The 26,043-nt window shown below is 70.8% G+C and carries 23 protein-coding genes and 4 tRNA genes; 21 read left to right on the forward strand and 6 right to left on the reverse strand.

What is annotated here, in order from left to right:
• Positions 1-5: 5 nt before the first annotated feature.
• Entirely contained in the window at positions 6-299 is a 294-nt protein-coding gene (locus BMG523DRAFT_RS04935) for a DUF4193 domain-containing protein (protein ID WP_011435797.1), read from the forward strand.
• 111 nt (positions 300-410) lie between these two features.
• Here BMG523DRAFT_RS04935 and BMG523DRAFT_RS04940 read toward each other — a convergent pair whose 3' ends face one another.
• A complete protein-coding gene (locus BMG523DRAFT_RS04940) occupies positions 411-998 on the reverse strand; it encodes an isochorismatase family protein (RefSeq protein WP_011435798.1) in 588 nt (195 codons plus the stop codon).
• A gap of 226 nt (positions 999-1,224) precedes the next feature.
• On the opposite strand from BMG523DRAFT_RS04940, the gene BMG523DRAFT_RS04945 reads away from it, so the two are divergent.
• Complete coding sequence (locus BMG523DRAFT_RS04945; RefSeq protein WP_011435799.1) at positions 1,225-2,034, forward strand: DUF3097 domain-containing protein; 810 nt, start codon at positions 1,225-1,227, stop codon at positions 2,032-2,034.
• 99 nt (positions 2,035-2,133) lie between these two features.
• Positions 2,134-2,994: an N-acetylmuramoyl-L-alanine amidase gene (locus BMG523DRAFT_RS04950; RefSeq protein ID WP_011435800.1), complete on the forward strand. Its 861-nt coding sequence runs from the start codon at positions 2,134-2,136 to the stop codon at positions 2,992-2,994.
• A gap of 145 nt (positions 2,995-3,139) precedes the next feature.
• On the opposite strand, the gene BMG523DRAFT_RS04955 is transcribed toward BMG523DRAFT_RS04950, so the two are convergent.
• The 3 genes from BMG523DRAFT_RS04955 to BMG523DRAFT_RS04965 form a co-directional block, all read right to left on the reverse strand.
• Positions 3,140-3,211: transfer RNA gene (locus tag BMG523DRAFT_RS04955), tRNA-Val, on the reverse strand.
• A gap of 13 nt (positions 3,212-3,224) precedes the next feature.
• A tRNA-Cys gene (locus tag BMG523DRAFT_RS04960) sits at positions 3,225-3,296 on the reverse strand.
• 43 nt (positions 3,297-3,339) lie between these two features.
• A tRNA-Gly gene (locus BMG523DRAFT_RS04965) sits at positions 3,340-3,412 on the reverse strand.
• A gap of 220 nt (positions 3,413-3,632) precedes the next feature.
• Between BMG523DRAFT_RS04965 and BMG523DRAFT_RS04970 the strand changes: the two genes are divergently transcribed.
• Positions 3,633-4,814: a chorismate-binding protein gene (locus tag BMG523DRAFT_RS04970; protein ID WP_023840940.1), complete on the forward strand. Its 1,182-nt coding sequence runs from the start codon at positions 3,633-3,635 to the stop codon at positions 4,812-4,814.
• 152 nt (positions 4,815-4,966) lie between these two features.
• Here BMG523DRAFT_RS04970 and BMG523DRAFT_RS04975 read toward each other — a convergent pair whose 3' ends face one another.
• A complete protein-coding gene (locus BMG523DRAFT_RS04975) occupies positions 4,967-5,398 on the reverse strand; it encodes an SsgA family sporulation/cell division regulator (protein WP_009739629.1) in 432 nt (143 codons plus the stop codon).
• A 444-nt stretch (positions 5,399-5,842) separates the two neighbouring features.
• On the opposite strand from BMG523DRAFT_RS04975, the gene BMG523DRAFT_RS04980 reads away from it, so the two are divergent.
• A tRNA-Val gene (locus BMG523DRAFT_RS04980) sits at positions 5,843-5,914 on the forward strand.
• Between the two features lie 1,343 nt (positions 5,915-7,257).
• The gene (locus BMG523DRAFT_RS04985; RefSeq protein WP_011435802.1) at positions 7,258-7,836 is read left to right on the forward strand and encodes an HIT domain-containing protein; all 579 of its coding nucleotides are present in this window, start codon (positions 7,258-7,260) and stop codon (positions 7,834-7,836) included.
• Positions 7,837-8,048: 212 nt separating this feature from the next.
• Here BMG523DRAFT_RS04985 and BMG523DRAFT_RS04990 read toward each other — a convergent pair whose 3' ends face one another.
• Positions 8,049-10,217 carry an elongation factor G-like protein EF-G2 gene (locus tag BMG523DRAFT_RS04990; RefSeq protein ID WP_043590543.1) on the reverse strand — a complete coding sequence of 723 codons (2,169 nt, stop codon included), beginning with the start codon at positions 10,215-10,217 and terminating at the stop codon, positions 8,049-8,051.
• A 181-nt stretch (positions 10,218-10,398) separates the two neighbouring features.
• On the opposite strand from BMG523DRAFT_RS04990, the gene pgsA reads away from it, so the two are divergent.
• The 15 genes from pgsA to BMG523DRAFT_RS05065 all read left to right on the forward strand — a co-directional run bounded on the left by pgsA (position 10,399) and on the right by BMG523DRAFT_RS05065 (position 26,038).
• A complete protein-coding gene (gene pgsA, locus BMG523DRAFT_RS04995) occupies positions 10,399-11,112 on the forward strand; it encodes a phosphatidylinositol phosphate synthase (protein ID WP_023840942.1) in 714 nt (237 codons plus the stop codon).
• 35 nt (positions 11,113-11,147) lie between these two features.
• Positions 11,148-12,044 (forward strand): phosphatidylinositol mannoside acyltransferase, encoded by an 897-nt coding sequence (locus BMG523DRAFT_RS05000; protein WP_051623774.1) that lies wholly within the window; start codon positions 11,148-11,150, stop codon positions 12,042-12,044.
• Between the two features lie 7 nt (positions 12,045-12,051).
• Complete coding sequence (locus tag BMG523DRAFT_RS05005) at positions 12,052-13,218, forward strand: glycosyltransferase family 4 protein (RefSeq protein ID WP_011435806.1); 1,167 nt, start codon at positions 12,052-12,054, stop codon at positions 13,216-13,218.
• Between the two features lie 54 nt (positions 13,219-13,272).
• The gene (locus BMG523DRAFT_RS05010) at positions 13,273-13,827 is read left to right on the forward strand and encodes a hypothetical protein (RefSeq protein ID WP_023840944.1); all 555 of its coding nucleotides are present in this window, start codon (positions 13,273-13,275) and stop codon (positions 13,825-13,827) included.
• A gap of 149 nt (positions 13,828-13,976) precedes the next feature.
• On the forward strand, positions 13,977-14,909 hold the full coding sequence (gene pdxS, locus BMG523DRAFT_RS05015) for a pyridoxal 5'-phosphate synthase lyase subunit PdxS (protein WP_011435808.1): 933 nt from the start codon (positions 13,977-13,979) through the stop codon (positions 14,907-14,909).
• Positions 14,906-15,505, forward strand: coding sequence for a pyridoxal 5'-phosphate synthase glutaminase subunit PdxT (gene pdxT / locus BMG523DRAFT_RS05020; protein WP_011435809.1), 600 nt, complete (start codon positions 14,906-14,908; stop codon positions 15,503-15,505). The genes pdxS and pdxT overlap by 4 nt, the downstream gene beginning before the upstream one ends.
• 22 nt (positions 15,506-15,527) lie before the next feature.
• Entirely contained in the window at positions 15,528-16,283 is a 756-nt protein-coding gene (locus BMG523DRAFT_RS05025; protein WP_011435810.1) for a YebC/PmpR family DNA-binding transcriptional regulator, read from the forward strand.
• Positions 16,284-16,386: 103 nt separating this feature from the next.
• Positions 16,387-16,905 (forward strand): crossover junction endodeoxyribonuclease RuvC, encoded by a 519-nt coding sequence (gene ruvC, locus BMG523DRAFT_RS05030; protein ID WP_011435811.1) that lies wholly within the window; start codon positions 16,387-16,389, stop codon positions 16,903-16,905.
• Entirely contained in the window at positions 16,902-17,645 is a 744-nt protein-coding gene (ruvA, locus tag BMG523DRAFT_RS05035; protein ID WP_011435812.1) for a Holliday junction branch migration protein RuvA, read from the forward strand. The genes ruvC and ruvA overlap by 4 nt, the downstream gene beginning before the upstream one ends.
• A gap of 130 nt (positions 17,646-17,775) precedes the next feature.
• Positions 17,776-18,822, forward strand: coding sequence for a Holliday junction branch migration DNA helicase RuvB (gene ruvB / locus BMG523DRAFT_RS05040; RefSeq protein WP_011435813.1), 1,047 nt, complete (start codon positions 17,776-17,778; stop codon positions 18,820-18,822).
• A gap of 185 nt (positions 18,823-19,007) precedes the next feature.
• The gene (gene yajC, locus BMG523DRAFT_RS05045; protein WP_011435814.1) at positions 19,008-19,475 is read left to right on the forward strand and encodes a preprotein translocase subunit YajC; all 468 of its coding nucleotides are present in this window, start codon (positions 19,008-19,010) and stop codon (positions 19,473-19,475) included.
• Between the two features lie 147 nt (positions 19,476-19,622).
• On the forward strand, positions 19,623-21,446 hold the full coding sequence (secD, locus tag BMG523DRAFT_RS05050) for a protein translocase subunit SecD (protein ID WP_011435815.1): 1,824 nt from the start codon (positions 19,623-19,625) through the stop codon (positions 21,444-21,446).
• A 1-nt stretch (position 21,447) separates the two neighbouring features.
• Complete coding sequence (gene secF, locus BMG523DRAFT_RS05055) at positions 21,448-22,644, forward strand: protein translocase subunit SecF (protein WP_011435816.1); 1,197 nt, start codon at positions 21,448-21,450, stop codon at positions 22,642-22,644.
• 141 nt (positions 22,645-22,785) lie between these two features.
• Complete coding sequence (locus tag BMG523DRAFT_RS05060) at positions 22,786-23,352, forward strand: adenine phosphoribosyltransferase (protein WP_011435817.1); 567 nt, start codon at positions 22,786-22,788, stop codon at positions 23,350-23,352.
• An 82-nt stretch (positions 23,353-23,434) separates the two neighbouring features.
• Positions 23,435-26,038, forward strand: a complete 2,604-nt coding sequence (locus tag BMG523DRAFT_RS05065) for a bifunctional (p)ppGpp synthetase/guanosine-3',5'-bis(diphosphate) 3'-pyrophosphohydrolase (RefSeq protein ID WP_023840946.1) — start codon at positions 23,435-23,437, stop codon at positions 26,036-26,038.
• Positions 26,039-26,043: the final 5 nt, after the last annotated feature.

The following is a 26,043-nucleotide window of genomic DNA, read 5'->3' on the forward strand; positions in this document are numbered from 1 at the left end:
CTTCAGTGGCCACCGATTACGACACCCCTCGTACAGCTGACATCGAGGACGCCTCGGAGCAGAGCCTCGAGGCCCTCAAGGCTCGGCGGGCGGACGCGGCGGCTGATCTCGGTGACGACGTTGATCCGTTCGAAACCGAGCTCGGCCTGCCCGGCGCCGACCTGTCGGGCGAGGAGCTGAACGTCCGCGTGCTGCCGCGCCAGGCCGACGAGTTCACCTGCACGCAGTGCTACCTGGTGCATCACCGCAGCCAGCTCGTGGACGAGCGACGGATGATCTGCCGGGACTGCGCGGCCTGACCGACCGCATGGTCCGATCGGCTCTTGGTCAGTCTCCACCGCCGAGGACAGCTCCACGATCAGTTCGGGCTCGACCGCTACCGGCGGTTCGGGCTCGTCTGGTCCGGCTTCTCACCCGACCAGAACGCCGGCGTCCCGCAGGCGTGCCACGGCTCGCTCGTCGTCGCCCGGGCGCAGGTTGACGAACCTGGTGAGGTCGAGTGGCAGCAGCACCTTCAGGCCCCGCAGCCGGGCGTCCAGCGCGCTCTCCTGGACGCAGTAGTCGCCGGCCAGCCCGACGACCACCACCCTCGACACGCCCAGCTGTGCCAGCCGTTCACCGAGCACCGTGGCGGCCCGCCGCCCCGATGCCGGGTCACGCACCGAGAAGGCCGAGTAGCCGTCGCTGCCGTCGACCCCCTTGCGGATCACCTCACCCTTGACGATCAGGTCGGGATGGAACTGGGCGCCGGGGGTGTCCCCGACGCAGTGCGGCGGCCAGATCCCGCCGCCGGTGACGAAGTGCGGGGTCTCGTGCGGGTGCCAGTCCTGGCTGTAGAAGACCGGGGAGCCGGCGGCCACCGCCGCGGCGATCTCCGCATTGATCCCGGCGATGATCTGCTCACCGCCGGCCACGTAGAGGCTGCCGGCCGGATCGGTGAAGTCGTTCTGCACGTCCACGATCAGCAGGGCGGTCCCCGGCCCGTAACGCTGACTCATCGTCGTGTCCCCTCCGCCGCGCTCCGCCCTCGCGTCGCGGTGTACCCACCTCTCCCGGTGTACCAATCTGTCCCGATGTACCCGTTCATCTCGATGCACCCGTTTGTTCCGATACGCCCGCCTGTCCCGGCGTACCCGTCCGTTCGGTACGACCACACTGTCACATTTTCGACACGCCCGCGTCGATATCCCTGATCATGATGGTGTGTCGGCTTAGGTTCGCAGGATGCGTAGTCGAGACTACGGGCCGGACGTCCTGGCTCCCGCCGCCCGCCCGCGCCCGGTGCGCCCGCCGGAGGTCGAGCTCGAGCGTGACCTCGTGGTCGAGGACGTGGCCACCGGTTTCTGCGGGGCTGTGGTAGGCAGCGAGAACGGTGGGGTGACGCTGGAGGACCGCCACGGCATCCGGAGGGTCTTCCCCCTGGAACCCGGCGCCTTTCTGATCGAGGGCGCGCGGGTGACCCTCGTGCGCCCCCGCCGCGGGACCCCGGCCCCCGCGGCGCGCACCGCGTCCGGGTCCGTGGCGGTGCCCCGCCACCGGGCCAGGGTCGCGCGGGCGAGCCGTATCTACGTGGAGGGTCTGCACGACGCCGCCTTGGTCGAGCGGGTCTGGGGTGACGACCTGCGCATCGAGGGGGTGGTGGTGGAGAGCTTGGACGGGGTCGACGACCTGCCGTCGGTGGTCGCGGGGTTCCGCCCGGGGCCCGGCCGCCGGCTCGGCGTGTTGGTGGACCATCTCGTCCCGGGGTCGAAGGAGAGCCGGATTGCCGCCTCCGTCGCCGGTGACCACGTCCTGGTGACCGGTCATCCCTACATCGACATCTGGCAGGCGGTGAAGCCGGCGTCGGTCGGCATTCCCCGCTGGCCCGAGATTCCCCGCGGCCAGCCCTGGAAGGAAGGGGTCTGTCAGGCCCTCGGTGTGGAGGACCCGGCGCAGATGTGGCGCCGGATCCTGGCCTCGGTGGACAGCTACACCGACCTTGAGGTGGGCCTGCTCGGCGCGGTGGAACGACTGATCGACTTCGTCACCGGCTGACGGCCGGGCCCGGGCGGCCCCCGTACGCGCGCCGCGCAGCCGACCGCGTACGGTCACTTCCGGTGGGGACGGGCCCCCTCCGTAGGCGGGAGACACCGAATGCCGGCACGGATCAGACCATCGATCCTGCTTCGGATTGTCGGTGCGGCCGCCGTGGCCCTGGTCGCCGTGGCCCTGGTCGCCGGGGTGGCTCTGCATCTCGTGGTGGGCGGGTCCGCCGGGGCGGGCGCACCCGGCCCCCGGCCCGGCGTGGACGGGACCTCACCAACCGCCCTGTCCGGCCGGAAGGTCGTTCTCGATCCCGGGCACAACGGAGGAAACGGCGCCGCCGCGGGGTCGATCAACCGGCGGGTTCCGGCCGGCGGTTTCGACAAGGAATGCGACACCGTCGGCGCCGAGACCGACAGTGGTTACCCGGAGCACGCCTTCACCTTCGACGTCGCTGGGCGGGCGGCGGCCATTCTGCGCTCCCGGGGCGCGAGCGTGATCCTGACGCGCGACAACGACTCCGGGGTGGGCCCGTGCATCGACGAGCGGGCCCGCATCGGCAACCGGACCTCGGCCGACGCGGTGGTGTCGATACATGCCGACGGGGGACCGGCGGACGGGCGCGGCTTTCATGTCATCGCGCCCGCGCTCAGCCCGGACCGGGCCAACGCACCGATCCTCGCCCCGTCGGCACGTCTTGCGGCGATGGTGCGATCCGCCTTCGGCCGGGCCACCGGGCAGCCACTGGCGGACTACCTGGGCGAGGATGGTATGACGATCCGCTCCGATCTCGGTGGGCTCAACCTCTCGCGGGTGCCGAAGGTCTTCCTGGAGTGCGGCAACATGCGCAACCGCACCGATGCGGCCGAGCTCGCCGACCCGGCCTGGCGGGCCCGGGCGGCGGCGGGCCTTGTGGACGGGATCACGTCGTTCCTGCTGGGGGACGAGGCGTCCTCGCCCGGCCCGGGCTGACCCGGCTTCGTCCGGCGATGGGCGCGGCGGGCGGCCGGGCCCATCGCCGGATTTCCGGGCGGCCCACCGCCCACCGGCCGTCGCACACGCAGAGGGCCACCCGTGACGGGTGGCCCTCATAGGACAGCCAAAACGTTTCTCGCGGTGGGCGATACTGGGATTGAACCAGTGACCTCTACCGTGTCAAGGTAGCGCTCTCCCACTGAGCTAATCGCCCGCGAAAGGATCAGAGGCGGAGGCGGGAATCGAACCCGCGTACAGGGCTTTGCAGGCCCTTGCCTAAACCACTCGGCCACTCCGCCGTGGGAGGCCGCTGGGGACGGACCTCAAGCCTCTCTGCTCCCGAGCGGACGACGGGATTCGAACCCGCGACCCTCACCTTGGCAAGGTGATGCTCTACCAACTGAGCCACGTCCGCGCTGCTCCGCGCTTCTCGGCGGTGCAGGTAGCACTCTAGCGGACGATCGGGCCAGACGTCGAACCGTCCGGCGGGCATCGCTGAGATGTTGCGTTGGGTCAAGGTTCTCCGGATGAACACCGGCTTTCGCCCACGGCACGTCCATGCGGCTGGCGGCCGTCGAGGGGCTGGTCCATGCCCTGGGCGGCGGGTCACCTCGGGCGGCGGTAGCGTGATCGGAATGAGCGAGACGAACGTGGCGGCTCGGGAGACGAGCCCTCTCGGGCGTGTGGCACCGTCACCCCCGTGGGATGCCTCCTCGTTCCTGCTCGCCGGCGGCCGGTTCGCGACCGAGGTCGTGGAGATCAGCGATGACGCCGCGGTGCTGGATCGAGATGGCTTCTGGGCGGTCGTCGTCGACTTCAAGGGGGCCGTCCGTTGCATCCGGTTCGCCGACGTGCGGCCGGCGCCTCCCGGTGGTGTCGCGGCGCTGCGGCGTGGCCCCTGGCTCGGACCGTCGCGAGCCGCATGGGCGACGACCATGAACCGGGCAGCCTACCTTGACGGGGTTGCGGCGATCCGTGAGCGCATCGCGGCGGGGGAGGTCTACCAGGTCAATCTCTGCCGATTGCTGTCGGCGCCCCTGTCGGCGCCCGCGGCGGAAGGCGCGGGGGGTCCCGGTGTCGGTGCCGCCGGTGTCGATCTCGGTGCCCTGGCGGCCGTCGTCGCCGCCGGCAATCCCGCGCCGTACGCGGTCGTCCTGGACGTGCCGGAGGCCGGGGTGCGCATCGTCGGCGCCTCCCCGGAGCTGTTCCTCTCCCGCCAGGGCGACGTCGTGAGCTCCAGGCCCATCAAGGGAACCGGTCGGACGGCGGCGGATCTGCGGGAGAAGGACGTCGCCGAGAACATCATGATTGTCGATCTTGTTCGCAACGATCTCGGGCGGGTTGCCCACCCGGGAAGCGTGACGGTGCCTTCACTCTGTGCTGTGGAGAAACACCCCGGTCTCGTGCACCTCGTCTCGACCGTCCGGGCCCGGCTGCGGCCGGGGGTGGGCTGGCGGGACCTCCTGGCGGCGACCTGCCCGCCCGGTTCCGTCTCCGGTGCGCCGAAGTCGAGTGCGCTGCGGATCATCCGAGAACTGGAACCGGCCTCTCGGGGCTACTACTGCGGGGGGATCGGCTGGGTGGATGCCGACCGGAACGTGGGTTGGCTGTCTGTTGGTATTCGTACGTTCTGGATCGAGGACGACCGGATCTGGTTCGGTACCGGCGCTGGTATCACGTGGGGGAGTGATCCGGACTCGGAGTGGCGTGAGACCGAGCTGAAGGCCGACCGGCTGGTGGGGCTGGCGAGCCGATCGGACGATAAGCCGGGCACCGGCGGTGGGCCGAGGACAAAAGGACCCGCCTGGCGGCGCTAGGCCGGCCAGGCGGGCGGGTGCTCTGTGTGTGACTGGTCTGTGTGTGACCGGGTGGAAGCTACCTCGGATGCAGGTGGGGAAGGGCCTCCCCTGGTCGCAAAATGCCCGCACCGGCTTGCCGGGATCGGACAGCGGTCCCGACCCCGGTGAGATCACCGCTCGGGGCCGCCCCAGATGAGGAGGGCGAGTTCGGCGTCAAGATCGATGATGTCGCTCTCCCCGCCGAGGGGGACGGCTGAATACGTCCGCCGTAGGAAGGCCAGCACCTCGGACCGCGGCATCTCGAACAGTGCATGCCCGGACGGGCTGGACAGGGACAGGCAGACGATCCGTCCCCCGGACTGGGCGGCAGGCCACACCTGCACGTCGCCATCCCCGGCAGGTCGGCGCACACCGTCGCTGAGGAGCTGGCGCGCGAATGTCCACTCCACGACCTCGTCCGCACCGGTGCGGAAGCCGATGCTGATCGCGTACGGATCGGCCGGCTCGTACCGGACGGTGGCGGCGACCGGCACGGGCGCCCCGCCGGGAACGACAAGGCGGAGGGCGAGTTCTGCGGTGATTGAATCGTGACGAATAGTCATCGGGCGGCCTCTCATGGTGCGATGGTGCGGGCGAGCACCCGTGTAACGGGATAGTTCCCTCTCCGAGTCCCGTTGGAAACAAGATTATGCCAAGACAACATCCGTTACGGTAGTTCGGGCGAGTTGCCTGGCCCGGAAGGGTGAACCTGCTTCGAGTGATCATGGTTCGGTCGACTATCGGACGGATCTTCTACTTATATCCTATAGATGATTACTGTCCGTAGCGTCCGAACGTCCCCGAGCGCCAGGTCATCCCGCCAAGGCCGTTCCCCCGTGAGCCTTCCCCATCGGGACCCTTCCCAACCACGGCCAGTCGCGGCGAACCTGACCCAGTCCGGCCACCGGACAGGACGGTGGACATCGCCCCATCCGTCCGTCGACCCCCCGCTGCCGCCCCCCTTCGTCGGCCCGTATCCCCGGCGTGTAGGGTGGTCCCACCGGCAAGGGCGTATAGCTCAGTGGTAGAGCGCTGCCTTCACACGGCAGAGGTCCGTGGTTCGAAACCACGTACGCCCACGCGATTGGGCTTGCCATGCTCCGCTCCCGGGCCGGGAGCTTGTTGTGCTCCCATGAGATATCTGTCCGATGGATGATCTTCGCGCCCCCCGCGATGCGGCGTTTTTCCTGGTCCGGGTGGGTTTGTCGGTGCCTGGGAGGGGCTACTCCAAACGGGTGGTGCAGCTCGGCGGTGTCCTCTCCCGCCGGCGGGACTCGGCACGTTTCCCCCGGTGGCAGGCCGTCTCGGTCCCGTCCGAGGTCTGCCCGGGTGTGCCCCCGGCCCTCGCGGCGTGCTGTGGCTCGAAGGGTGGTCGGAGCTGTCCGCCCCCGGTGGGGCGCCTGCCTCGGGGAGTGGTGCGAAATATCCCCGATTGGCCGGTTTCTGGGTGTCTGGGCTGCGACGTCGTGGGCTGGCGACGAATCGACATCTACCCCCACTTTGGTGGGGACATCGCCGATGGAGGCGGATCCCGGAGGGGGTCCCGGCCGATGCTCCAGCCCGGGAGACAGTGTGGGCGACGAGCGCGTCGATACCTCGACCCGGGGTCGGCTCCGAGCCTCGTTCTTCACGGAAAGTGACGTCCAAGCCCGCGTCGCCGTGCCCCTGGGTGCATCGCGCGAGCCGCCACCGCGATGCGTCGCGGCCCTTGGGAGCGGGCCTGTCCACCTTTCGGGCGCATGCTGTTGATTCGTGGTGCCCGTGGAGTTCCGCGTGCTGGAGATGGTCGCCGCCGTGCGTCGCCGTGGAACGATTCCGGTGGTCGTTGATATACCGGTTGGTCCATGGTTGATCGGCATCGTTGTGCGTCCCGCCCCTTTCCGCAGGTCACTGGTTTGCGAGCGGGGTCCACGCCGGGTCCGATTGGCGTTTTCCCCCATGAAGGTGCCGCTGACGCTGTACAGATCGGCTTAACGTCCGCTAAGCTGGTCGGGCAGGGCGTAACGGGCTCGGGCTGTCGCAAGGTTGTCGTGATGGCTTCTCGCGGGGTTGCGCCGGGAGGGCTCCTCTCGGTCGCGGACCTCTCGTGCGCATCATCCGCGCGTCAGATTCAGGGCGCCGTGGTTCGAAACCGATTACGTCACTTGAGGGGGACTGGCGGCGACCCCCCCACGCCGTCAGTCTCCCTCTTCATGCGCCGGACCGCACCCGCACGCGAGCCTCCTCGCCTACCGGGGGCGTCTCTCGTCGCTCAGATCCTGATAAATTGACGAGATGATATTGCTCCCCCCCGGGGAGCTCGTCCCGGGGAGGCGGTGCCCTTGCTGACGGCCGAGCAGGTTCCGGTGTCCATGGCCCGCTCGATGGGCGCTGCCTGCGTGTTCACTCGGCTCGGCCGGGGCGGCGTCGTGGCGGTCGCCCCGTGACGGCCGAGCTCTCACCCGAGGGGGTTCCCCTGGAGGAGCAGGCGGGGGTCGGCGGTCCGGATGCTTTCCAGCGGCTCTACACCCCGCATCGCATGGCTTATATCAGGGGTGAGGGCCGCTCCCGTGACGATGAATGCCCATTCTGCTCCATTGTCGGGATGTCCGACGAGGACGGCCTCGTGGTTGCCCGGGGTAAAAGCGTCTACGCGGTCCTCAACCTGTACCCCTACAATGCCGGACACCTTCTCGTCGTGCCCTATCGCCACGTCGCGGACTACGCCGACATGGACCCCGAAGAGATCGTCGAGATGGCATTCTTCGTTCAGCACGCGCTCCGTGCGCTGCGGGCCGCCAGCGGGGCCCACGGGTTCAACACCGGCATGAACCTGGGGGATGTCGCCGGCGCCGGGATCGCCTCGCACGTGCATCAGCACGTGGTGCCGCGGTGGGGCGGTGACACGAACTTCATGCCCGTGGTGGGCGCGACCAGGGTGCTGCCCGCCCTGCTCGGGCAGACCAGGCAGATGCTCGCCCAGGCCTGGGCGCAGACCGCGTCCGACGAGCAGGGCGGATAGCGCCGGGCCCGGTGGAGGCCGCAGCCGGGTCGGGGCGCCCCCGTCGGGGCTGCCCGCCGCACCGGGTCCCGCCCGGCGTCCTGCCCGGTGCGGCGGGTGTGCGGTCACGGATGTCTCCCGTCGGCGATCCTTCCTGAGTTGGGCCGAAGGTTGCCAGTCGTCCGCCTTTCCCGCTTTATGTCCGATTCCTGCTTTATGCCGATTTTTTCGCTTCACGCCGACAGGGCATCCCCAAGCTGTGGTGGCATCGGCTCGTAGCCGCGATGGTTCCGCGTGAAGCTACCCGTGCCGTGGCTCAAGGATCGTAGTTCAATCGCATATCTGATCATTTCGCTCGCAGGGACCTCTGCGTGAATGACCGCCCGGGGGGTGGCCCTGGGCCTGCCAGGGATGGGTTCCATCCCGACGACCCGTCCTCGGCGAGTGGACAGGTCGCCCATCACGGCCCCGACGTACTCGTCGGGTACCAGGACGTCAACGGCCAGGATCGGCTCGAGCACGACGACGCCGGCGGCCCGGGCCGCGTCCTTGAGCGCCAGTGCGCCGGCGATCTGAAAGGCCATGTCCGAGGAGTCGACGCTGTGCGCCTTGCCGTCAACGAGGCGGACCCGTAGATCAACCATGGGATGGCCGGTGCGGACGCCCTGCGCCATCTGCGCCCGGACGCCCTTCTCCACCGACGGGATGAAGGCCCGGGGAACCGCGCCGCCGACCACCTCATCGACGAACTCGAAGCCCCCGCCCGCCGGGAGCGGTTCGACCTCGATCTGGCATACCGCGAACTGACCGTGCCCACCGGACTGCTTGACCTGACGGCCGAGTCCGCGTGCCGGGGCACGCAGTGTCTCCCGCAGCGGGATCCGGGGCGCGATCCGGTCCACCGCGGCGCCGTGGCGCTGGGCGAGCCGTTCCAGGACCGCGTCGCTGTGGGCCTCGCCCATGCACCACAGGACGAGTTGGGCGGTCTCGGGGTTCTGCTCGATCCGTAGCGTCGGGTCCTCCACGGCCAGCCGGCCGAGTGCGGTCGACAGCCTGTCCTCGTCCGCGCGGCTTCGGGCACTGATCGCGACGGGGAGCTGCGGTTCGGGCATCGACCATGCGGGCAGGTAGCGCGGGTCGTCGCGATCGGAGAGGGTGTCGCCGGTCTCGGCGGTGCTGAGCTTCGTCACCACGCAGATGCCGCCGGCCGGGCACTCGCCCACCGTGTGCAGAACCGAGCCGTACGGCCGGGAGAGCGCCCCGACCTGCTCGTCGTCGTCGTGGTCGGCGTGCCTGGCCGTGGCTCTGCCGTGCCCGCTGACGTGCACCGCATCGTCGGGATGCAGCGTGCCGGAGAACACCCGAATCACCGACATCCGGCCCACGTAAGGGTCCGTGGTCGTCTTCACGACCTCGGCCACGAGCGGCCCGGCCGGATCACCGTGGCTCTGCTCGCAGGGGGAGCCGTCAGGGCGGCTCACCGGCGGCAGGAGATGCTCCCGCGGCGAGGGGAACCCCTGCACGAACAGGTCCAGCAGCTCGACGGAGCCGAAACCGCCGGCCCGATCGACGCCCCGATCGCTCCCTGCACCGGCGCCCGGACCCGAGGTCGAACCCGGAAGCAGACCGGCCGGCAACACCGGGAAGAACGTCCCGCGGGCGACCGCGGTCTCCAGATCGCCGAGCAGGAGCTTGGTGTCGGGCTCATCACCGGACAGGTACCGGTCGAGGAGGGCCTCGTCCTCGCTCTCAGCGATGATCCCCTCGACCAGGGCGGCGCGGGCGGAGGCGTACCGGCCGGTGAGGTCGGCCGGGGTGGCGAGTTCCCGGCAGCCGCCGTCCGGGTACTCCCGCACCCGCCCGGACAGCAGATCCACCAGCCGCATCGAGGCGCCGGCCTCCCGCTCGGGCAGGTAGGCCGGCAGCACACCGGCCCCGAAGGCCCGTTGGCAGCCCTCGACGGCCGCCGCGAAATCGGCCCGGGGATGGTCGAGATGGGTGAGCACGATCGCGCGGGGCATGCCGACCCCGGCGCACTCCGCCCACACCATGCCGGTCGCGCCATCCACCCCGTCGATCGCGCTGACGACGAACAGAGCGGCGTCGGCGGCCCGCAGGCCCGCCCGCAGCTCGCCCACGAAGTCGGGATAGCCCGGGGTGTCCAGAAGATTGATCGTGAGCCCGCGATGACTGACCGAACACAGGGTGAGGCTGACCGACCGTGCCGGGCGACGCTCGGGATCGGCATGGCCGACGTAGCTGGTCTGGGCGGTCTGACGGTCGCCGTTCTGGCGGTCCGGCGGCCCGGCGGTGGCGAGTAGACGGTCCACCAGAGCCGTCTTGCCCGCGCCGGTGTGGCCTACCAGGACGACGTTGCGCACATCGCACGAGGCTGATGACATCCTCGCCTCCTTGACTGGGAGGTAACGGCCTGTTCGGTAACGGCAGAGTCCTCCCCTGTTACCTGGGACACAAGCCCGAGGGCGGCCGTGGTCGGGAATGCGCGGATCGTGGCGGCTGTACTGTGAAGACCGCCCGAAGTCGGGCGCACGCGGGACGACCACGCGGGACGACGGGACGGACATGCTCGCTAGCAAGGCACGACCGCAGATCCAGAAGTTGCTCGACCCGGTGAGCCAGTGGGCCGCCCGGTCGTCGGTGTCGCCGGATGTCGTGACGATCATCGGCATGGTCGGGGTCGCGGGCGGGGCTCTGGGGTTCTTCACCCGCGGGGTGTTCTTCCTCGGCACCGTGGTAGTCACGCTGTTCGTCTTCTCGGACCTGATCGACGGGGTCATCGCCCGCGCCCGCGGCATCTCCTCCAAGTGGGGGGCCTTTCTCGACTCCACGTCCGACCGGGTCGGCGACGGCGCGATCTTCGGATCGCTCGTCCTCTGGTACGCCGGCGACGGCGATTCCCTGCCGTTGGCGGGTGCGGCCCTGATCTGCCTGGTCGCCGGGTCGATCACCTCGTACGTCAAGGCCCGCGCCGAGGGACTCGGCTTCACCTGTGACGTGGGGTTCGCCGAACGGGGCGAGCGGTTGCTGATCCTGCTGGTCGCCGCCGGGCTGTACGGCCTCGGGGTGCCCTACCTCCTGCCCGCGGCGCTGTGGTTCCTCGTCGGTGCCACCACGCTGACGGTCGTCCAGCGGGTCGTCCACGTCTACCGGCAGTGGTACCGTGCGGGGGACCCTCCCTCCCCGTTGACGTCAAGGGCGGCCCCGACCACCGCGTCCCGGACCACGGCTGCGTCCCGGAGCGCGACCACCTTCGGCCCCGGCCGCAACGGCCGCTGAGCGGTCATCGAGACGACCCGACGAAGAGCCGAGCGTTGACGACGGGCGTGCGGGCGACGGCGGCTGGGCGGGCGGCGGCAGCCGGGCGGTTCACCGACCTCGCCTACGCGCTGGGCTGGCGCGGCGTCCGGCTGCTCCCGCAGCCCGTGGCCGCCGCGGCGTTCCGGTTCGGCGCCGACCTGGCCTACCGCCGCGACGGGCGGGGGGTGCGCCGGCTGCGGTCGAATCTCGCCCGGGTGGCGCCGCCGGGAACCGATCTGGACCGGTTGACCCGGGCGGCGATGCGCTCCTACGCGCGGTACTGGCTGGAGGTGTTCCGCTTCCGAGAGATCGGTCTGGACCGTGTCGTCGGCCGGCTGCGGCTGCTGGACCAGTATCGGTTGTGGGATGCGCACGCCCGCGGGAAAGGGACCATCGTGGCGCTGCCGCACATGGGCAACTGGGAGCAGGCGGGCGCCTGGCTGGTGGCGAATGGCGTGCCGTTCACGACCGTCGCCGAACGCCTGCGGCCGGAGGCGCTCTTCGAGCGGTTCTTGGCCTTCCGCTCGGAACTCGGCATGGAGGTCGTCCCGCTGACCGGCGGGCAGGCTCCTCCGTTCGACCTGCTCACCGAGCGCCTGCTGGCCGGGGGGATGCTCTGCCTGCTCGCGGACCGGGATCTCTCCCGTGGCGGGATCCCGGTGAGGTTCTTCGGCGCCACGGCCACCATGCCCGGCGGGCCCGCGGCGCTCGCGTTGCGCACCGGAGCGGCGCTGCTGCCCGCCACGCTCTGGTTCGACCATGACGGGTGGAGCGGGCGGATCCATCCCGCCGTCGAGCCGAGCGACATCCCGACGATGACGCAGGGACTCGCGGACGCCTTCGCCGCCGGCGTTGCCGCGCACCCCGCGGACTGGCACATGCTCCAGCGGATCTGGCGCGACGACGGATGACGCCGCCGTGAAGATCGGTCTGGCCTGCCCCTATGCCTGGGACGTACCGGGCGGGGTCCAGGCGCACGTGCGTGACCTCGCCGAGACCCTGATCGCCGCCGGTCACGAGGTGTCCGTCATCACCCCGGTGGACGACGAACGGACCCTGCCGCCCTACGCGGTGGACGCGGGTCGGGCGTTACCGCTGCCCTACAACGGCTCCGTCGCCCGGCTCCTGATGGGCCCGGTCTCGGCCGCCCGGGTCCGCCGTTGGCTGCGTGAGCACGACTTCGATGTCCTGCACGCCCACGAACCGACCGCGCCCAGCGTCAGCCTCCTGGCCTGCATGCTGGCCGATGGACCGATCGTCGCCACCTTCCACACCGCCAACCCCCGGTCGCGGTTCCTCACCGCGGCCCAGGGCGCGCTGCAGCCGTCGTTCGAGAAGCTGCGGGCTCGGATCGCGGTCTCCGAGGCGGCCCGGCGCACCCTCGTCGAGCATCTGGGCGCCGACGCCATCCTGATCCCGAACGGGGTGGCGGTGCAGAACTTCGCCGGCGCCCGGCCCCTGCCCGACTACGACGACGGGCGGCCCACCGTCGTGTTCCTCGGGCGTATCGACGAGCCGCGCAAGGGCCTTGACGTGCTGCTCGCCGCCCTGCCTGCGCTCGCCGCCGAGATCGACGGTGTCCGGCTGCTGGTGGCGGGGCCCGGTGACGGGGCGGCGGTGCGGGCCCGGCTGGAGCCCACCCTGCGCTCGCGGGTCGACCTCGTCGGCATGGTCTCCGACGCTGACAAGCCCCGGGTTTTCGCCTCCGGGCAGGTCTACTGCGCCCCGAACACCGGTCAGGAGAGCTTCGGGATCGTGCTGCTCGAGGCGATGGCGACCGGGACCCCGGTGGTGGCCAGCGACATCGACGCCTTCCGCCGGGTCCTCGATGACGGGCGCGCCGGCAGGCTGTTCGACGTCGGCGATCCCGCGCGGCTGGCCGCGACCCTGGCCCAGGTGCTGCGTGATCCCGCCGGCGCCGCGCGGCTGGTGGAACGCGGTCGCGCCGTCGTCACCGCCTACGACTGGCGGGCCATCGCCGAGCGGATCGTCGGGGTGTACCAGATGGTCTCCGGGGACATGCGGGTGTCGGTCGCGACGGCGACGCGGTTGCCGGTCCGGGGCGACGCGAGGAGTGGTAACTGACCTGCCCCGGTACCAGAGCCACGTCACATTCGGCCGTTGGTTACGCTGCGCGGGATGACCGTCGTCGTGGTGGTGGTCGCCTTGGTGGTGGCGATCGCGACCTATCTGACCTGGCTGGCCACTCGGCTCGACCGACTCGCGGCCCGGGTCGCGGACGCCCGCGGTGGGCTGGTGGCGCACCTGGTCGCCCGCGCCGACGCCGCGCGCGAGCTGGCCCTGCGATGTGAGCTGGCCGAGCTGGGCGAGAGCGTGGCCCGGGCCCGAACGGCCTATCCGGACCTGCTCGCCGGGGGGGCGTTGGACGCCGCGGTCGAGCAGAGCGAGAATGCCCTGAGCCGGGCGTTACGGTCCGCCGAGGTCGCCGCGGCCGGCCAGCACCACCCCGCCGAGCTGCATGCGGTCGACTCCTGCGCGGCCCGGGTCGCGCTCGCCCGGCAGTTCCACAACGACGCGGTCCGCGACCTGCGGGCACTCGCCGGTCGACGCGTGGTGCGGATGGCGCACCTGGCCGGCCGCCGGCCGCCGGCCAGCTACTTCGAGATCGACGACGCCCTGCCGATCCGTGGCGAGGGCGTCCCTCGCGACGACCTGCCGGGGCTGGCCTCCTGATGGCCCGGCCGGTCGCGAGATCGCCGTACCATGGAAAACCGACCCACCCGTACGGGAACCATCCGGTGGGGTAGCCGACATGCAGGTGCCAGACATGCCGGTACCCAGCGGCCCTGGCGACCCGACCCAGTGAAAAGAGACGGCACATCATGTCCGAGGGCCAGACTGCCCCCGCCGCCGGCCCGGCGACCGACTCCGCCCGGCATGCCGGTACCGCCCGCGTCAAGCGCGGCATGGCGGAGATGCTCAAGGGCGGTGTGATCATGGATGTGGTCACCGCCGAGCAGGCCCGCATCGCCGAGGACGCCGGCGCCGTCGCGGTGATGGCGCTGGAGCGGGTTCCCGCCGACATCCGGGCGCAGGGTGGGGTGGCGCGGATGAGTGATCCCGACATGATCTCGGAGATCATCGAGGCGGTCTCCATCCCGGTCATGGCCAAGGCCCGGATCGGGCATTTCGTCGAGGCACAGGTGCTGCAGGCGCTCGGGGTGGACTACGTCGACGAGTCCGAGGTTCTCACGCCTGCCGACCCGCACCACCACATCGACAAGTGGCGCTTCACGGTGCCGTTCGTCTGCGGAGCCACCAACCTGGGGGAGGCGCTGCGCCGGATCGCCGAGGGCGCGGCGATGATCCGTTCCAAGGGTGAGGCGGGCACCGGCGAGGTGTCCAACGCCGTGGTGCACATGCGTACCATCCGGGCGGAGATCGCCCGGCTGTCGGGGCTGCCCGCCGAGGAGCTCTACGCGGCGGCCAAGGAGCTGCGCGCCCCGGTCGAGCTGGTCGCCGAGGTGGCCCGGCTCGGTCGGCTGCCCGTCGTGCTGTTCACCGCCGGCGGTATCGCCACCCCGGCGGACGCGGCGCTGATGATGCAGCTCGGCGCGGACGGGGTGTTCGTCGGGTCCGGGATCTTCAAGTCCGGGGACCCGGCGCGCCGCGCTCGGGCCATCGTCGAGGCGACCACCATGTTCAAGGACCCCGACGTTCTGGTGAAGGTCTCCCGGGGCCTTGGCGAGGCGATGGTGGGCATCAACGTCACCGAGCTTCCCCCGGAAGCCCGCTACGCCGACCGCGGCTGGTGAGTGGCCCGCGGATCGGCATCCTCGCGTTGCAGGGGGATGTGCGCGAGCACGCCCGGGCGCTCACCGAGGCCGGCGCGCGGCCGGTGGCGGTGCGCCACGCGGTGGAGCTCGCCGAGGTCGACGGGCTCGTCCTGCCCGGAGGTGAATCCACCACGATCGGCCGGTTGCTGCGCGTGTTCGAGCTGTTGGAGCCGTTGCGGGCGGCGGTGGCCGCGGGGTTGCCCGTGTTCGGTTCATGTGCTGGCATGATCCTGCTTGCGCGGGACGTCGTGGGCGGTCGGCCGGATCAACCACTGATCGGCGGACTGGACATCGTCGTCCGGCGTAACGCCTTCGGCCGGCAGGTGGACTCGTTCGAGGCACACCTCGAGGTCGTCGGGGTGGCGGGGCCACCTGTGCACGCGGTCTTCATCCGGGCACCATGGGTAGAAAAGGCAGGAGACGCGGTCGAGGTCCTGGCCCGTGTCGCCGAGGCGCCGGTGACGGTCCGCCAAGGACCGCTGCTGGCCACCGCGTTCCATCCGGAGCTGACCGGTGATGCCCGGGTGCACCGGCTATTCGTCGACAGCGTCCGATCGTCCGGGTCCGGTCGATGATCGGGCGCAAGAGAGGCAGGTCATGAGCGGCCACTCCAAGTGGGCGACCACCAAGCACAAGAAGGCGGTCATCGATGCCCGCCGGGGCAAGCTGTTCGCCAAACTGATCAAGACGGTCGAGGTGGCGGCCAAGACGGGCGGCGGAGACCCCGCGGGCAACCCGACGCTCGCCGACGCCATCGCCAAGGCGAAGTCGCAGTCCGTGCCGAACGACAACATCGAACGGGCCGTCAAGCGGGGTTCCGGCGAGCTCGCCGGTGGGGTGAACTACGAGGACATCACCTATGAGGCGTACGGCCCGGGCGGGGTGGCGATCCTCGTGGAGTGCCTGACCGACAACCGTAACCGGGCGGCGTCGGATGTCCGGGTGGCGATCACCCGTAACGGCGGCACGGTGGCCGACCCGGGGTCGGTGTCGTACCTGTTCAACCGCAAGGGTGTCGTGCTTATCGAGAAGACCGCCGGCCTCACCGAGGACGACGTACTGCTCGCTGTGCTCGACGCCGGCGCGGAGGAGGTCAACGACGTCGGGGAGGCCTTCGAGGTGGTCTCCGAGGCGACCGATCTGCACGCCGTGCGGGTGGCCGCCACCGATGCCGGCCTGGCGGTCACCTCCGCGGACATCTCCTGGCTGCCGAGTGTGAGCGTGTCGCTGGAGGCCGAACCCGCCGCCAAGGTCCTCAAGCTCATCGAGGCGGTCGAGGATCTCGATGACGTCCAGAACGTCTGGTTCAATGCCGACATCTCCGATGACGTGATGGAGCTCGTCGGCAGCTGATCGTCCTCTCGGGCGATCTGTTGGGCGTGTCGTGGATGTCCGGTTGTGCCGCCGCCCCTAGAATCGAACGAATGTTCTTGTGAACGTGCGGTCGGGAGGGTGGATGCGGGTGCTGGGGGTCGATCCGGGGCTGACCCGGTGTGGCCTGGGGGTCGTCGACGGTGGCCTCGGCATCCGGGCCCACCTGGTCGAGGTGGGGGTGGTGCGCACCCCCGCCACCGCCGAGGTCGCCGAACGGTTGTGCGCCGTGTCCGATGGCATCGACGCCTGGCTCGATCGCACCCGCCCGGAGGCGGTCGCGGTCGAGAAGGTCTTCAGCCAGGCGAACATGCGTACCGTGATGGGCACCGCGCAGGCCGGGGCGGTCGCCATCGTGCTGGCCGCCCGGCGAGGCCTGCCGGTGGGTCTCTACACGCCCAGTGAGGTGAAGGCCGCGGTGACCGGCAGCGGCCGGGCGGACAAAGCGCAGGTCAGTTTTATGATCACCAGATTGCTCGGGCTGACCGAGGCGCCACGCCCGGCCGACGCGGCGGACGCCCTCGCGTTGGCGCTCTGCCACCTGTGGCGCGGGCCGGCGCTGGCCCGGTTCCGTTCCGCCGCGCCGGGCGGACCCACCCGATGATCGCGTCGTTGGCCGGCACGGTCACCGCGCTGACCCCGCTGTCCGCCGTCATCGAGGTCGGCGGGGTGGGCCTGCTCGTCCACTGCTCGCCGTCGACGCTGTCGCGGCTGCGGGTGGGGGAGTCCGCCTCCCTCGCCACCACCCTGATCGTGCGCGAGACCGAGCTGACCCTCTACGGCTTCGCCGACGCCGATGCGCGCGACGTCTTCGAGATCCTGCAGAGCGCGGCCGGGGTCGGGCCCAAGCTCGCCCAGGCCGTGCTCGGGGTGCACGATCCCGACACGGTGCGCCGCGCCGTCGCCGAGGAGGATCTCGCGGTGCTGACGAAGGTCCCCGGTATCGGGCGCAAGGGCGCGCAGCGCATCGTCCTGGACCTGCGGGACCGGCTCGGTCCGCCGGGTGACGGTGCGCCGCTGCCCGGCCCGCGCCTGACGTCGGGACCGGAACCGATGCCGGCCGATGCCGTCGGGGTCGCGGCGACCGTGCGGGAGGCGCTGGTGGGCCTGGGCTACTCGGGTCGTGAGGCCGACGCCGCCGTGTCCCGGGCGCTCGTGGTCCTGGCCGCGCCCGTCGGCGAGGGCGCCGCAGCCGGTGGCGAGCAGGCCGCCCCGGGCAAGGGAGACGTCCCGGGAAAGGAAGGCGCCCCGGGTTCCCGGGCCGGGGCCGACTCGGGAACCGGCGGCGCTCCGCCCGACACCGCGACCCTGCTGCGCGCGAGTCTTGCCGTGCTACGCAGGTGAGGGCCGTTATGACGCCGCCATGCGGCGCGCGACCGCGTCGGGCGGTGGTCAGCCGGGGCGGTGGTCAGCCGGGGCGGCGGTCGGTCGGAGCGGGGGTACGTCGAGGGGCGGGGGTACGCGGAGGTGGGACATGAGTGACGACGGCCTGGTGTCCGCCGCGGCGAGTCCCGAGGAGCGCGCCTTCGAGGCCGGGCTGCGTCCGCGCACCCTGGCCGAGTTCGTCGGCCAGCGTAAGGTGCGCGAGCAGCTCACAATCATGCTCGAGGGGGCGCGGGCGCGTGGTCGCCCGCCGGACCACGTCCTGCTGTCGGGCCCGCCCGGTCTGGGCAAGACCAGCCTTGCGATGATCATGGCGCAGGAGCTCGAGGTTCCGTTGCGGATGACCAGTGGGCCGGCGATCGAACGCGCCGGGGATCTCGTCGCGATCCTCACTGCCCTCTCCCCGGGAGAGGTCCTGTTCCTCGACGAGATTCACCGGATCGCCCGGCCAGCCGAGGAACTGCTCTACGCCGCGATGGAGGACTTCCGGGTTGACGTCATCCTGGGCAAGGGCCCGGGCGCGACCGCGATCCCCCTCGACGTGTCGCCATTCACGCTGGTCGGGGCTACCACCCGGTCGGGCCTGCTGACCGGCCCGCTGCGGGATCGGTTCGGGTTCACCGCCCATCTGGACTTCTACGACGCCGACGAGCTCGCCCGGGTGCTGACTCGCTCGGCCGGCCTGCTGGGGGTCACCCTCACCGCCGAGGGAGCCGCCGAGGTCGCTGGCCGGTCGCGTGGTACGCCCCGCATCGCCAACCGGTTGCTGCGCCGGGTGCGCGACTACGCGGAGGTGCGGGCCGACGGCGTGGTCACCCGCGAGATCGCCCAGGCGGCGCTGCGGATCTACGACGTCGACGGGCTCGGACTGGACCGTCTCGACCGGGCCGTGCTGGAGGCGCTGGTCACCCGGTTCGGCGGCGGTCCGGTCGGGCTCACCACGCTCGCCGTGTCGGTCGGGGAGGAACCGGAGACGGTGGAGGACGTGGCCGAGCCGTTCCTGCTGCGTGCCGGCCTGCTGATCCGTACCGCCCGGGGCCGGATGGCCACTCCCGCCGCCTTCGAGCACCTCGGTCTGGACCCCGTCACCGATCCGCTCGGTCGTACCCAGGTCTCGCTGTTCACCGAGGGAGAATGACTGTGAGAGGGTCGGTCGGCCGGGGAGTAGTCACTGAAGGTGATTACTCCGTCCGGGATGAGTCGTCCCCGTAGCATCGGCCATTCCGGCCGGAGGAGGTCCTGTGTGCCGGGCACAACCGCCCTGCCCACCACAGGCATCCGATCGATACGTACGATCGCCGCAACACATCAGGAGGGCAGGACGTGCACGTACTCGTGGCAGCTTCGGTGGCGGCCGGCAAGGACGGGGGCAGTTCGATCAGCGGGCTTCTGTTCCCGCTGATCCTCATCCTGGTGATCGTCTACTTCTTCTCGATGCAGCGGCGCCGCGCCAAGGCGCAACAGCAGCAGATATCGCGGATCGTTCCCGGTACCCTGGTGATGACCACCGCTGGTCTCTACGCCACGGTCGTCGAGATGGAGGACGGCGACCTCCTGCTGGAGGTTGCGCCCGATGTCGTCTGCCGCTTCTCGCGCAGCGCGGTCGCTCGGGTGATCAGTACGCCCGGCGGAGCCGGGGACGGCGGGGAGTCCTCCGGGGAACCCCGGTCACACGACGACGGTTCCGACGGCCCCGGTGGCGCCGAGGCGTCGCATCCCGGCGGTGGCCTCCCCGGTGGGGACGGCGGCACGGGCGGTGAAACGACACACCCGCCCCGCAAGGAGCTGTGATCGCCGGTCACCTGACCGAGCACTACCGTTCGGGGAGCGGAACGCACCCTCGGTGACATTCGTTCGGATACTTTGGGCACCGCCGGTCCGGGCAGCGGCGAGACGAACGAGCGCCGGCACACCGGCGCGTGAGGAAGGGACTCGCAGGTGGCACGCGGCTCGGCACGGGTACCCAGGGGGATCTCCGTCTGGACCCGGCTGGGGATCCTCGGCGGTCTGATCGTCGTCCTCTACGGCCTCATGGCCGCTACCGGAAACTGGAAGCCCCGGCTCGGGCTCGACCTGCAGGGCGGGACGAGCGTCATCCTCACGCCTCGTGCCACGCAGGGAAACAACGTCGACAGTGGTGCCGTCAACCAGGCCGTCGACATCATCCGGCAGCGCGTTGACGGCTTGGGCGTCGCCGAGTCCGAGGTTCATCGTACCGGCAACCAGATCGAGATCTCGGTGCCCGGCCGCGGCCGCAACGACGTCGTGGATCTGGTCGGGCAGACCGCTGAACTGCGTTTCCGTGAGGTCGCCACGTCCGGCCAGGCCACCCCGGTGCCCACCCCCACTGGGGCGGCCTCCGCACCCACGCCGGGTGCGACGGGCCAGCCGGCCCCGACGGCCGGCCAGAGCACGCCGAGCATCGCGCCGTCATCCCCGGCACCCGCCGCGTCGAACAAACCGGCCGCGCTCGGTGACGGCACGGGCCGCGGCCTGATCGCCCAGCCGGTGTCGCTGACCGCCGCGGGCACACCCGCGGTGGGCGCGGCCTCGGCTTCTCCGGTGGCCTCGGCTTCTCCGGCCCCGGCCCCCGCGCCGGCGGCGACCGGGTCGACCGGGTCGACCGGGGACAGCCCGCCTGCCGACGTGTTCGCTCGCTACGAGTCGCTGACGTGCGCAGCGGCCGACGTCCGCAAAGCCTCGGTCAGCACCGACCGCCCGCAGGACTGGACCGCCGCCTGTGACCGGACCGGGACGACGAAGTACCTGCTCAAGCCGGCCACGGTGGTCGGGACGGATGTGAAGACCGCCTCCGCGGGCCTGCAGGGCGGCGGCGGGACCACGGGCATCACCACCGGGCAGTGGGTCGTGAACGTCGAGTTCACCGGTCCGGGCCAGAACAAGTTCACCAAGCTGACCGAGAGCACGATCGGCAAGCAGGTTGCGATCGTGCTCGACGGGGTGGTGCAGTCCGCGCCGCAGACCAACGAGCGCATCCCCGGATCGGCCCAGATCTCCGGCGGCTTCAGCCAGTCCGACGCCGAGGACCTCGCCAACGTGCTGCGCTACGGTGCCCTTCCCCTGGCCTTCGAGCGCTCCCAGGCCGAGTCCATCTCGCCGACCCTCGGTCGTGACTCGCTGCACGGCGGACTGCTCGCCGGCGCCATCGGACTCGTTCTCGTCATCGCCTACTCCTTCCTGTACTACCGGGCGCTGGGCATGGTCGTGATCATCTCCCTCGCCGTCAGCGGTCTGCTGATCTACGCCTCGGTGGTGCTGCTCGGCGTGGCGATCGGGTTCACGCTGACCCTGGCCGGCATCGCCGGCCTGATCGTGTCGATCGGTGTCACGGCGGACTCGTTCGTGGTCTACTTCGAACGGATCAAAGACGAGGTCCGGGCCGGTCGCACGGTCCGGGCGGCCACGGATCGTGCCTGGCCCGCCGCGCGGCGCACGATGCTCTCCGCGGACACGGTTTCCTTCCTGGCCGCCGCGGTCCTCTACATCCTGTCGATCGGCTCGGTGCGCGGCTTCGCCTTTACGCTCGGGCTGTCGACGTTGAGCGATGTCGTGATCATGTTTATCTTCACCCGGCCGTTGGTGACGTTGCTGGTGCGGCGCAGACTGTTCTCGGTCAGCCGGTACTCGGGCCTGAGTCCGAAGACCCTCGGCGGGCGTGGCGGTGGCGTGGCGCCGGCCGCTTCCACCCGGGCGCGACTGGCCAAGCGGCCGGCGCCGGCCGGGCAGAGGCGGGAGAGCTGAGATGGCACTGGTCGGGCGGATCTACCGCAGCGACTTCAACGTCGACTTCGTCGGCCGGCGCAAGGCCTGGTATGCCGTCTCCGGCGTCGTGGTCGCCGTCTGCATCATCAGCATGATCTTCCGTGGCTTCACCTTCGGTATCGAGTTCTCCGGTGGCGCGGTCTTCCAGCTACCCAGCGGTGGCGGTACCGTCGCGCAGGTCGAGGACACGCTGTCCGGCATCGGGCTCGACCCGGCGGACAGTGTGGTCCAGCAACTGGAGACCTCCCACCAGTTCCGGATCCAGACGCCGACCCTCTCCGACGCCCAGACCCGTGAGCTGACCGGCGCGTTGGCCAAGCGCTTCTCGGTGTCGAACCCGGACCGCGACATCGCCGTGTCGACCGTCGGCTCGTCCTGGGGATCGACGATCACGAACAAGGCCCTCCAGGGCCTGGCCGTCTTCCTCGTGCTCGTCGTGATCTACCTCTCGGTACGGTTCGAGTGGAGGATGGCGCTCGCGGCGATGGCCGCTCTTGTTCACGACCTCGTCGTCACCATGGGTGTCTACTCGCTGGTAGGTTTCGAGGTGACGCCGTCGACGGTCATCGCCGTGCTGACGATCCTCGGATTCTCCCTGTACGACACGGTGGTGGTGTTCGACCGGGTGCGGGAGAACACCGCGGGCATGGGCACGTCGACGCGGCGGACCTACGCGGAGGCGACGAACGACGCGCTCAACGAGACGTTGGTGCGTTCACTGAACACCTCCCTCATCGCCCTCATCCCGGTCGCATCCCTCCTCTTCGTCGGCGCCGGTCTGCTCGGTGCCGGCACGCTGAAGGACCTCGCGCTCGCCCAGTTCGTCGGTATCGCCTCCGGTACATACTCCTCCCTGTTCTTTGCCACGCCGCTGCTCGTCGACCTCAAGCGCGGCGATCCCGCCGTGCGGGCGCTGGATGCGCGGGTCGCCCGTGAGCGCGCCAGGCGGGTCCGGGCCGCCGCGGGTGTGCCGGGCACGGCTGTTCCCGCCGGCGCGGCGGTCGATCCGGCCGGCTGGGGTGAGGACGCTCCCGTCTCCGGCGCGCGTGAACCGGTTCCGGCCGGGGCGAACCTGGGCGGTGCCGCCCGACGACCGTCGGGCGCGCCCCCTGCCCGGCGCGCCGCGGGGCGCAAACCCGGGCGGCGCGGACGGCCGAGCGGTAAGAAACGCCGGTGAGCCAGGTCGCCGGCCGCGCGGATCTGGGCGGGGCTCCGATCGGGTGGCCGCGGATCTCCGGACGATCTTGATGTCGGGACGATCCTGATGTCCGGGCAACCCTGAAGTCCAGACGACCCTGAAGGTGGGAGAAGCGGCACGATGACGAGCATCGACGACGCACCGCAGCGGTCCGCCGCGCACGACGCGGTCGCCGAGGTCCTGCGTGGCCACATCCGCGACATTCCCGACTGGCCGCAGCCAGGGGTCGTGTTCAAAGACATCACCCCGCTGCTCGCGACGCCGACCGCCTTCGGGGTGGTCATCGGTGCGCTGGCGGACGCGGCCCGGGCGCTGGGGGCCACCACGATCGCCGGCATCGAGGCGCGGGGCTTCCTGCTAGCCGCGCCGGTCGCGGACCGGCTGGGCACCGGCCTCGTGCCGATCCGTAAGCAGGGCAAGCTGCCGGGGCCGACCCGAAGCGCCTCCTACGACCTGGAGTACGGCGCCGCCACGATCGAGATCCACGCCGACGCGGTGCACGACGGCGACCGGGTCCTGCTCGTTGACGACGTGTTGGCCACCGGTGGCACCGCGGCCGCCGCACACAGCCTGCTCGCGGCTGGTGGCGGGGAGGTCGTGGGGCTGGCGGTCCTCATGGAGCTGTCCTTCCTACCGGGCCGTGATCGGGTCGCGCCGCTCGATGTCGTCTCCCTTCTGACGATTTGACCTCGCCCGGGCGAGGTCCGCGGAAGGCTTCTGACCAGTGCGGCGTTAGGCTCGGTGTCTAGTCCTTACGCAGGAGCGGTCCGTGCCCGAGGCAGCGCCGGTGACCACCGGAGTTTCGCAGCCCGCCGTCACTCCCTTCCGGGAGCCCCGGCCGGTGGGCGATGCCGCGCGGGCCACCGCCGGATCGGCGGCGCGTGAGTCGGCAGTCCACGGGCCGGCAGTCCACGGGCCGGCAGTCCACGGGCCGGCACAGCCGCCGGCTGCGGATGGTGGCGACGTCCGCGGGCAGGAGCCGCCGGGTGGATCCCCGGGGGGGTCCGAGCTGGTCACCGCGGTCGGCATGGGACGGCGTCCCGAGGACGGTTCCCCGGTCGTCCCCCGGTTGGGGCACGAGTCGCCGCCGCTGCCGCGTCGGGTACGCGGTCGGCTCTCCCGCCTTGCGACGCACCGGGCGACGCCTCCCTCGGCTCTCGACCCGGTGCTGCGTGGGCTGCTCGCGAACCACCCGCGCGCCGACATCGCCCAGGTGCAGCAGGCGTTCGAGGTCGCCGACGCCGCGCACGCCGGCCAGGTGCGCTTCTCCGGCCACCCGTACATCACTCATCCGATCGCGGTCGCGAGCATCCTCGCCGATCTGGGGATGGACACCGCGACGCTGTCCGCGGCGTTGCTGCACGACACCCTCGAGGAGACGACGCTTACCGTCGATGCAATCCGGGACACCTTCGGTGACCATATCGCGCTCATCGTCGACGCGGTCAGCAAGCTCAACCGGGTCAAGGTCGGCGAGGCGGCCCAGGCGGAGACCATCCGCCGGATGGTCGTCGCGATGGCCCGCGACCCACGCGCGCTGGTGGTCAAGCTCGCCGACCGCCTGCACAACATGCGTACCCTGCGCTTTCTGCCCGAGCACAAGCAGGAACGCAAGGCTCGGGAGACGCTCGAGGTCTACGCCCCGCTCGCCCACCGGCTCGGCATGAACTCGTTGAAGTGGGAGCTGGAGGACCTCTCGTTCGCCGCGTTGTATCCGAAACGGTACGACGAGATCGTCCGGCTGGTCGCTGACCGGGCCCCGAGCCGGGACGTCTATCTGGCCGAGGTGATCGGGCAGGTACAGGTCGGCCTGCGGGACGCGCGGATCAAGGCGGTCGTCTCCGGGCGGCCGAAGCACTATTACTCGATCTACCAGAAGATGGTGGTGCGCGGCCGTTCCTTCGACGACATCTATGATCTGGTCGGCATCCGCGTCCTGGTCGACTCGGTCCGGGACTGCTATGCCACGCTGGGTACCGTGCACGCGACCTGGAAGCCGATTCCCGGCCGGTTCAAGGACTACATCGCGATGCCCAAGTTCAACATGTACCAGTCCTTGCACACGACGGTCATCGGTCCCGAGGGCAAACCGGTCGAGCTGCAGATCCGCACGCACGCGATGCACAACCGGGCCGAGTACGGCATTGCCGCGCACTGGAAGTACAAGGAGGACGGGGTTGCGGCCCGGCCCTCGGCGGGGACCCCGGAGGGCGGGCGGGCCGGTCGGCGCAAGGGCGGACCCGATGCGGACCTCATGACCTGGCTGCGTCAGGTGCTCGACTGGCAGCGGGAGACCGCGGACCCGGGAGAGTTCCTCGACAGCCTGCGGTTCGCCGCCGAGACCGACGAGGTTTTCGTCTTCACCCCCAAGGGCGACGTCATCCCGCTGCCTGCCGGGTCGACCTCGGTGGACTTCGCTTACGCGGTGCACACCGACATCGGCCACCAGTGCGTCGGGGCCCGGATCAACGGCCGTCTCGCGGCCCTGGACACCCCGCTGGACAACGGCGACGCGGTCGAGATCTTCACCTCGCGGGCCCATTCGGCCGGCCCGAGCGAGGACTGGTTGATGTTCGTCCGTTCGTCGCGGGCCAGGACGAAGATCCGCCAGTGGCACGCCCGTGGGCGCCGGGAGGACGCGATCGTCGCCGGCCGCGACGCGATCGGCCGCGCGATGCGCCGCCACGGCCTGCCGCTGTCCCGCCTGATGAGCGGGGACGCGCTGTTGAACCTGGCCAAGGACCTGCGCTACGCCGACGTGGCCGCCCTCTACGCGGCCGTGGGGGAGAACCACGTCAGCGCCCAGTTGGTGGTCTCGCGGCTGCTCGTGGCCCTCGGCGGTCCGGAGGGGGCCGAGGAGGACGCGGGTGAGACCGAGCTGCCGATCCGCACGCTGCGTCGCTCGACCGGGGAGGCGGGGGTGCTCGTCACCGGTGCTCCCGACGTGTGGACGAAGCTCGCCCGCTGCTGCACCCCCATGCCCGGCGACGAGATCGCCGGTTTCGTCACCCGGGGCAAGGGCGTGTCGGTCCACCGGACGGACTGCTCCAACCTGTCGGGGCTGCGCGGCGGGCCGCACGACCGCACGGTCCAGGTCGAGTGGGCGCCGTCGTCGGGCTCGGTGTTCCTCGTCGTGATCCAGGTCGAGGCGATGGACCGTACCAAACTACTTTCGGATGTCACCCGGGTACTGTCCGACCGGCACGTGAACATCCTGTCGGCGTCGGTGGCCACCACACGGGATCAGGTGGCGGTCAGCCGCTTCACGTTCGAGATGGGAGACGCCAAGCATCTCCGGCACATCCTGAGTGCGGTGCGTGCCATCGAGGGCGTATACGGCTGTTTCCGCGTTACCTCGGGCGTACAGGTCTAACGGGT

The organism is Frankia sp. BMG5.23 (assembly GCF_000685765.2).
Classification (GTDB): domain Bacteria; phylum Actinomycetota; class Actinomycetes; order Frankiales; family Frankiaceae; genus Frankia; species Frankia casuarinae.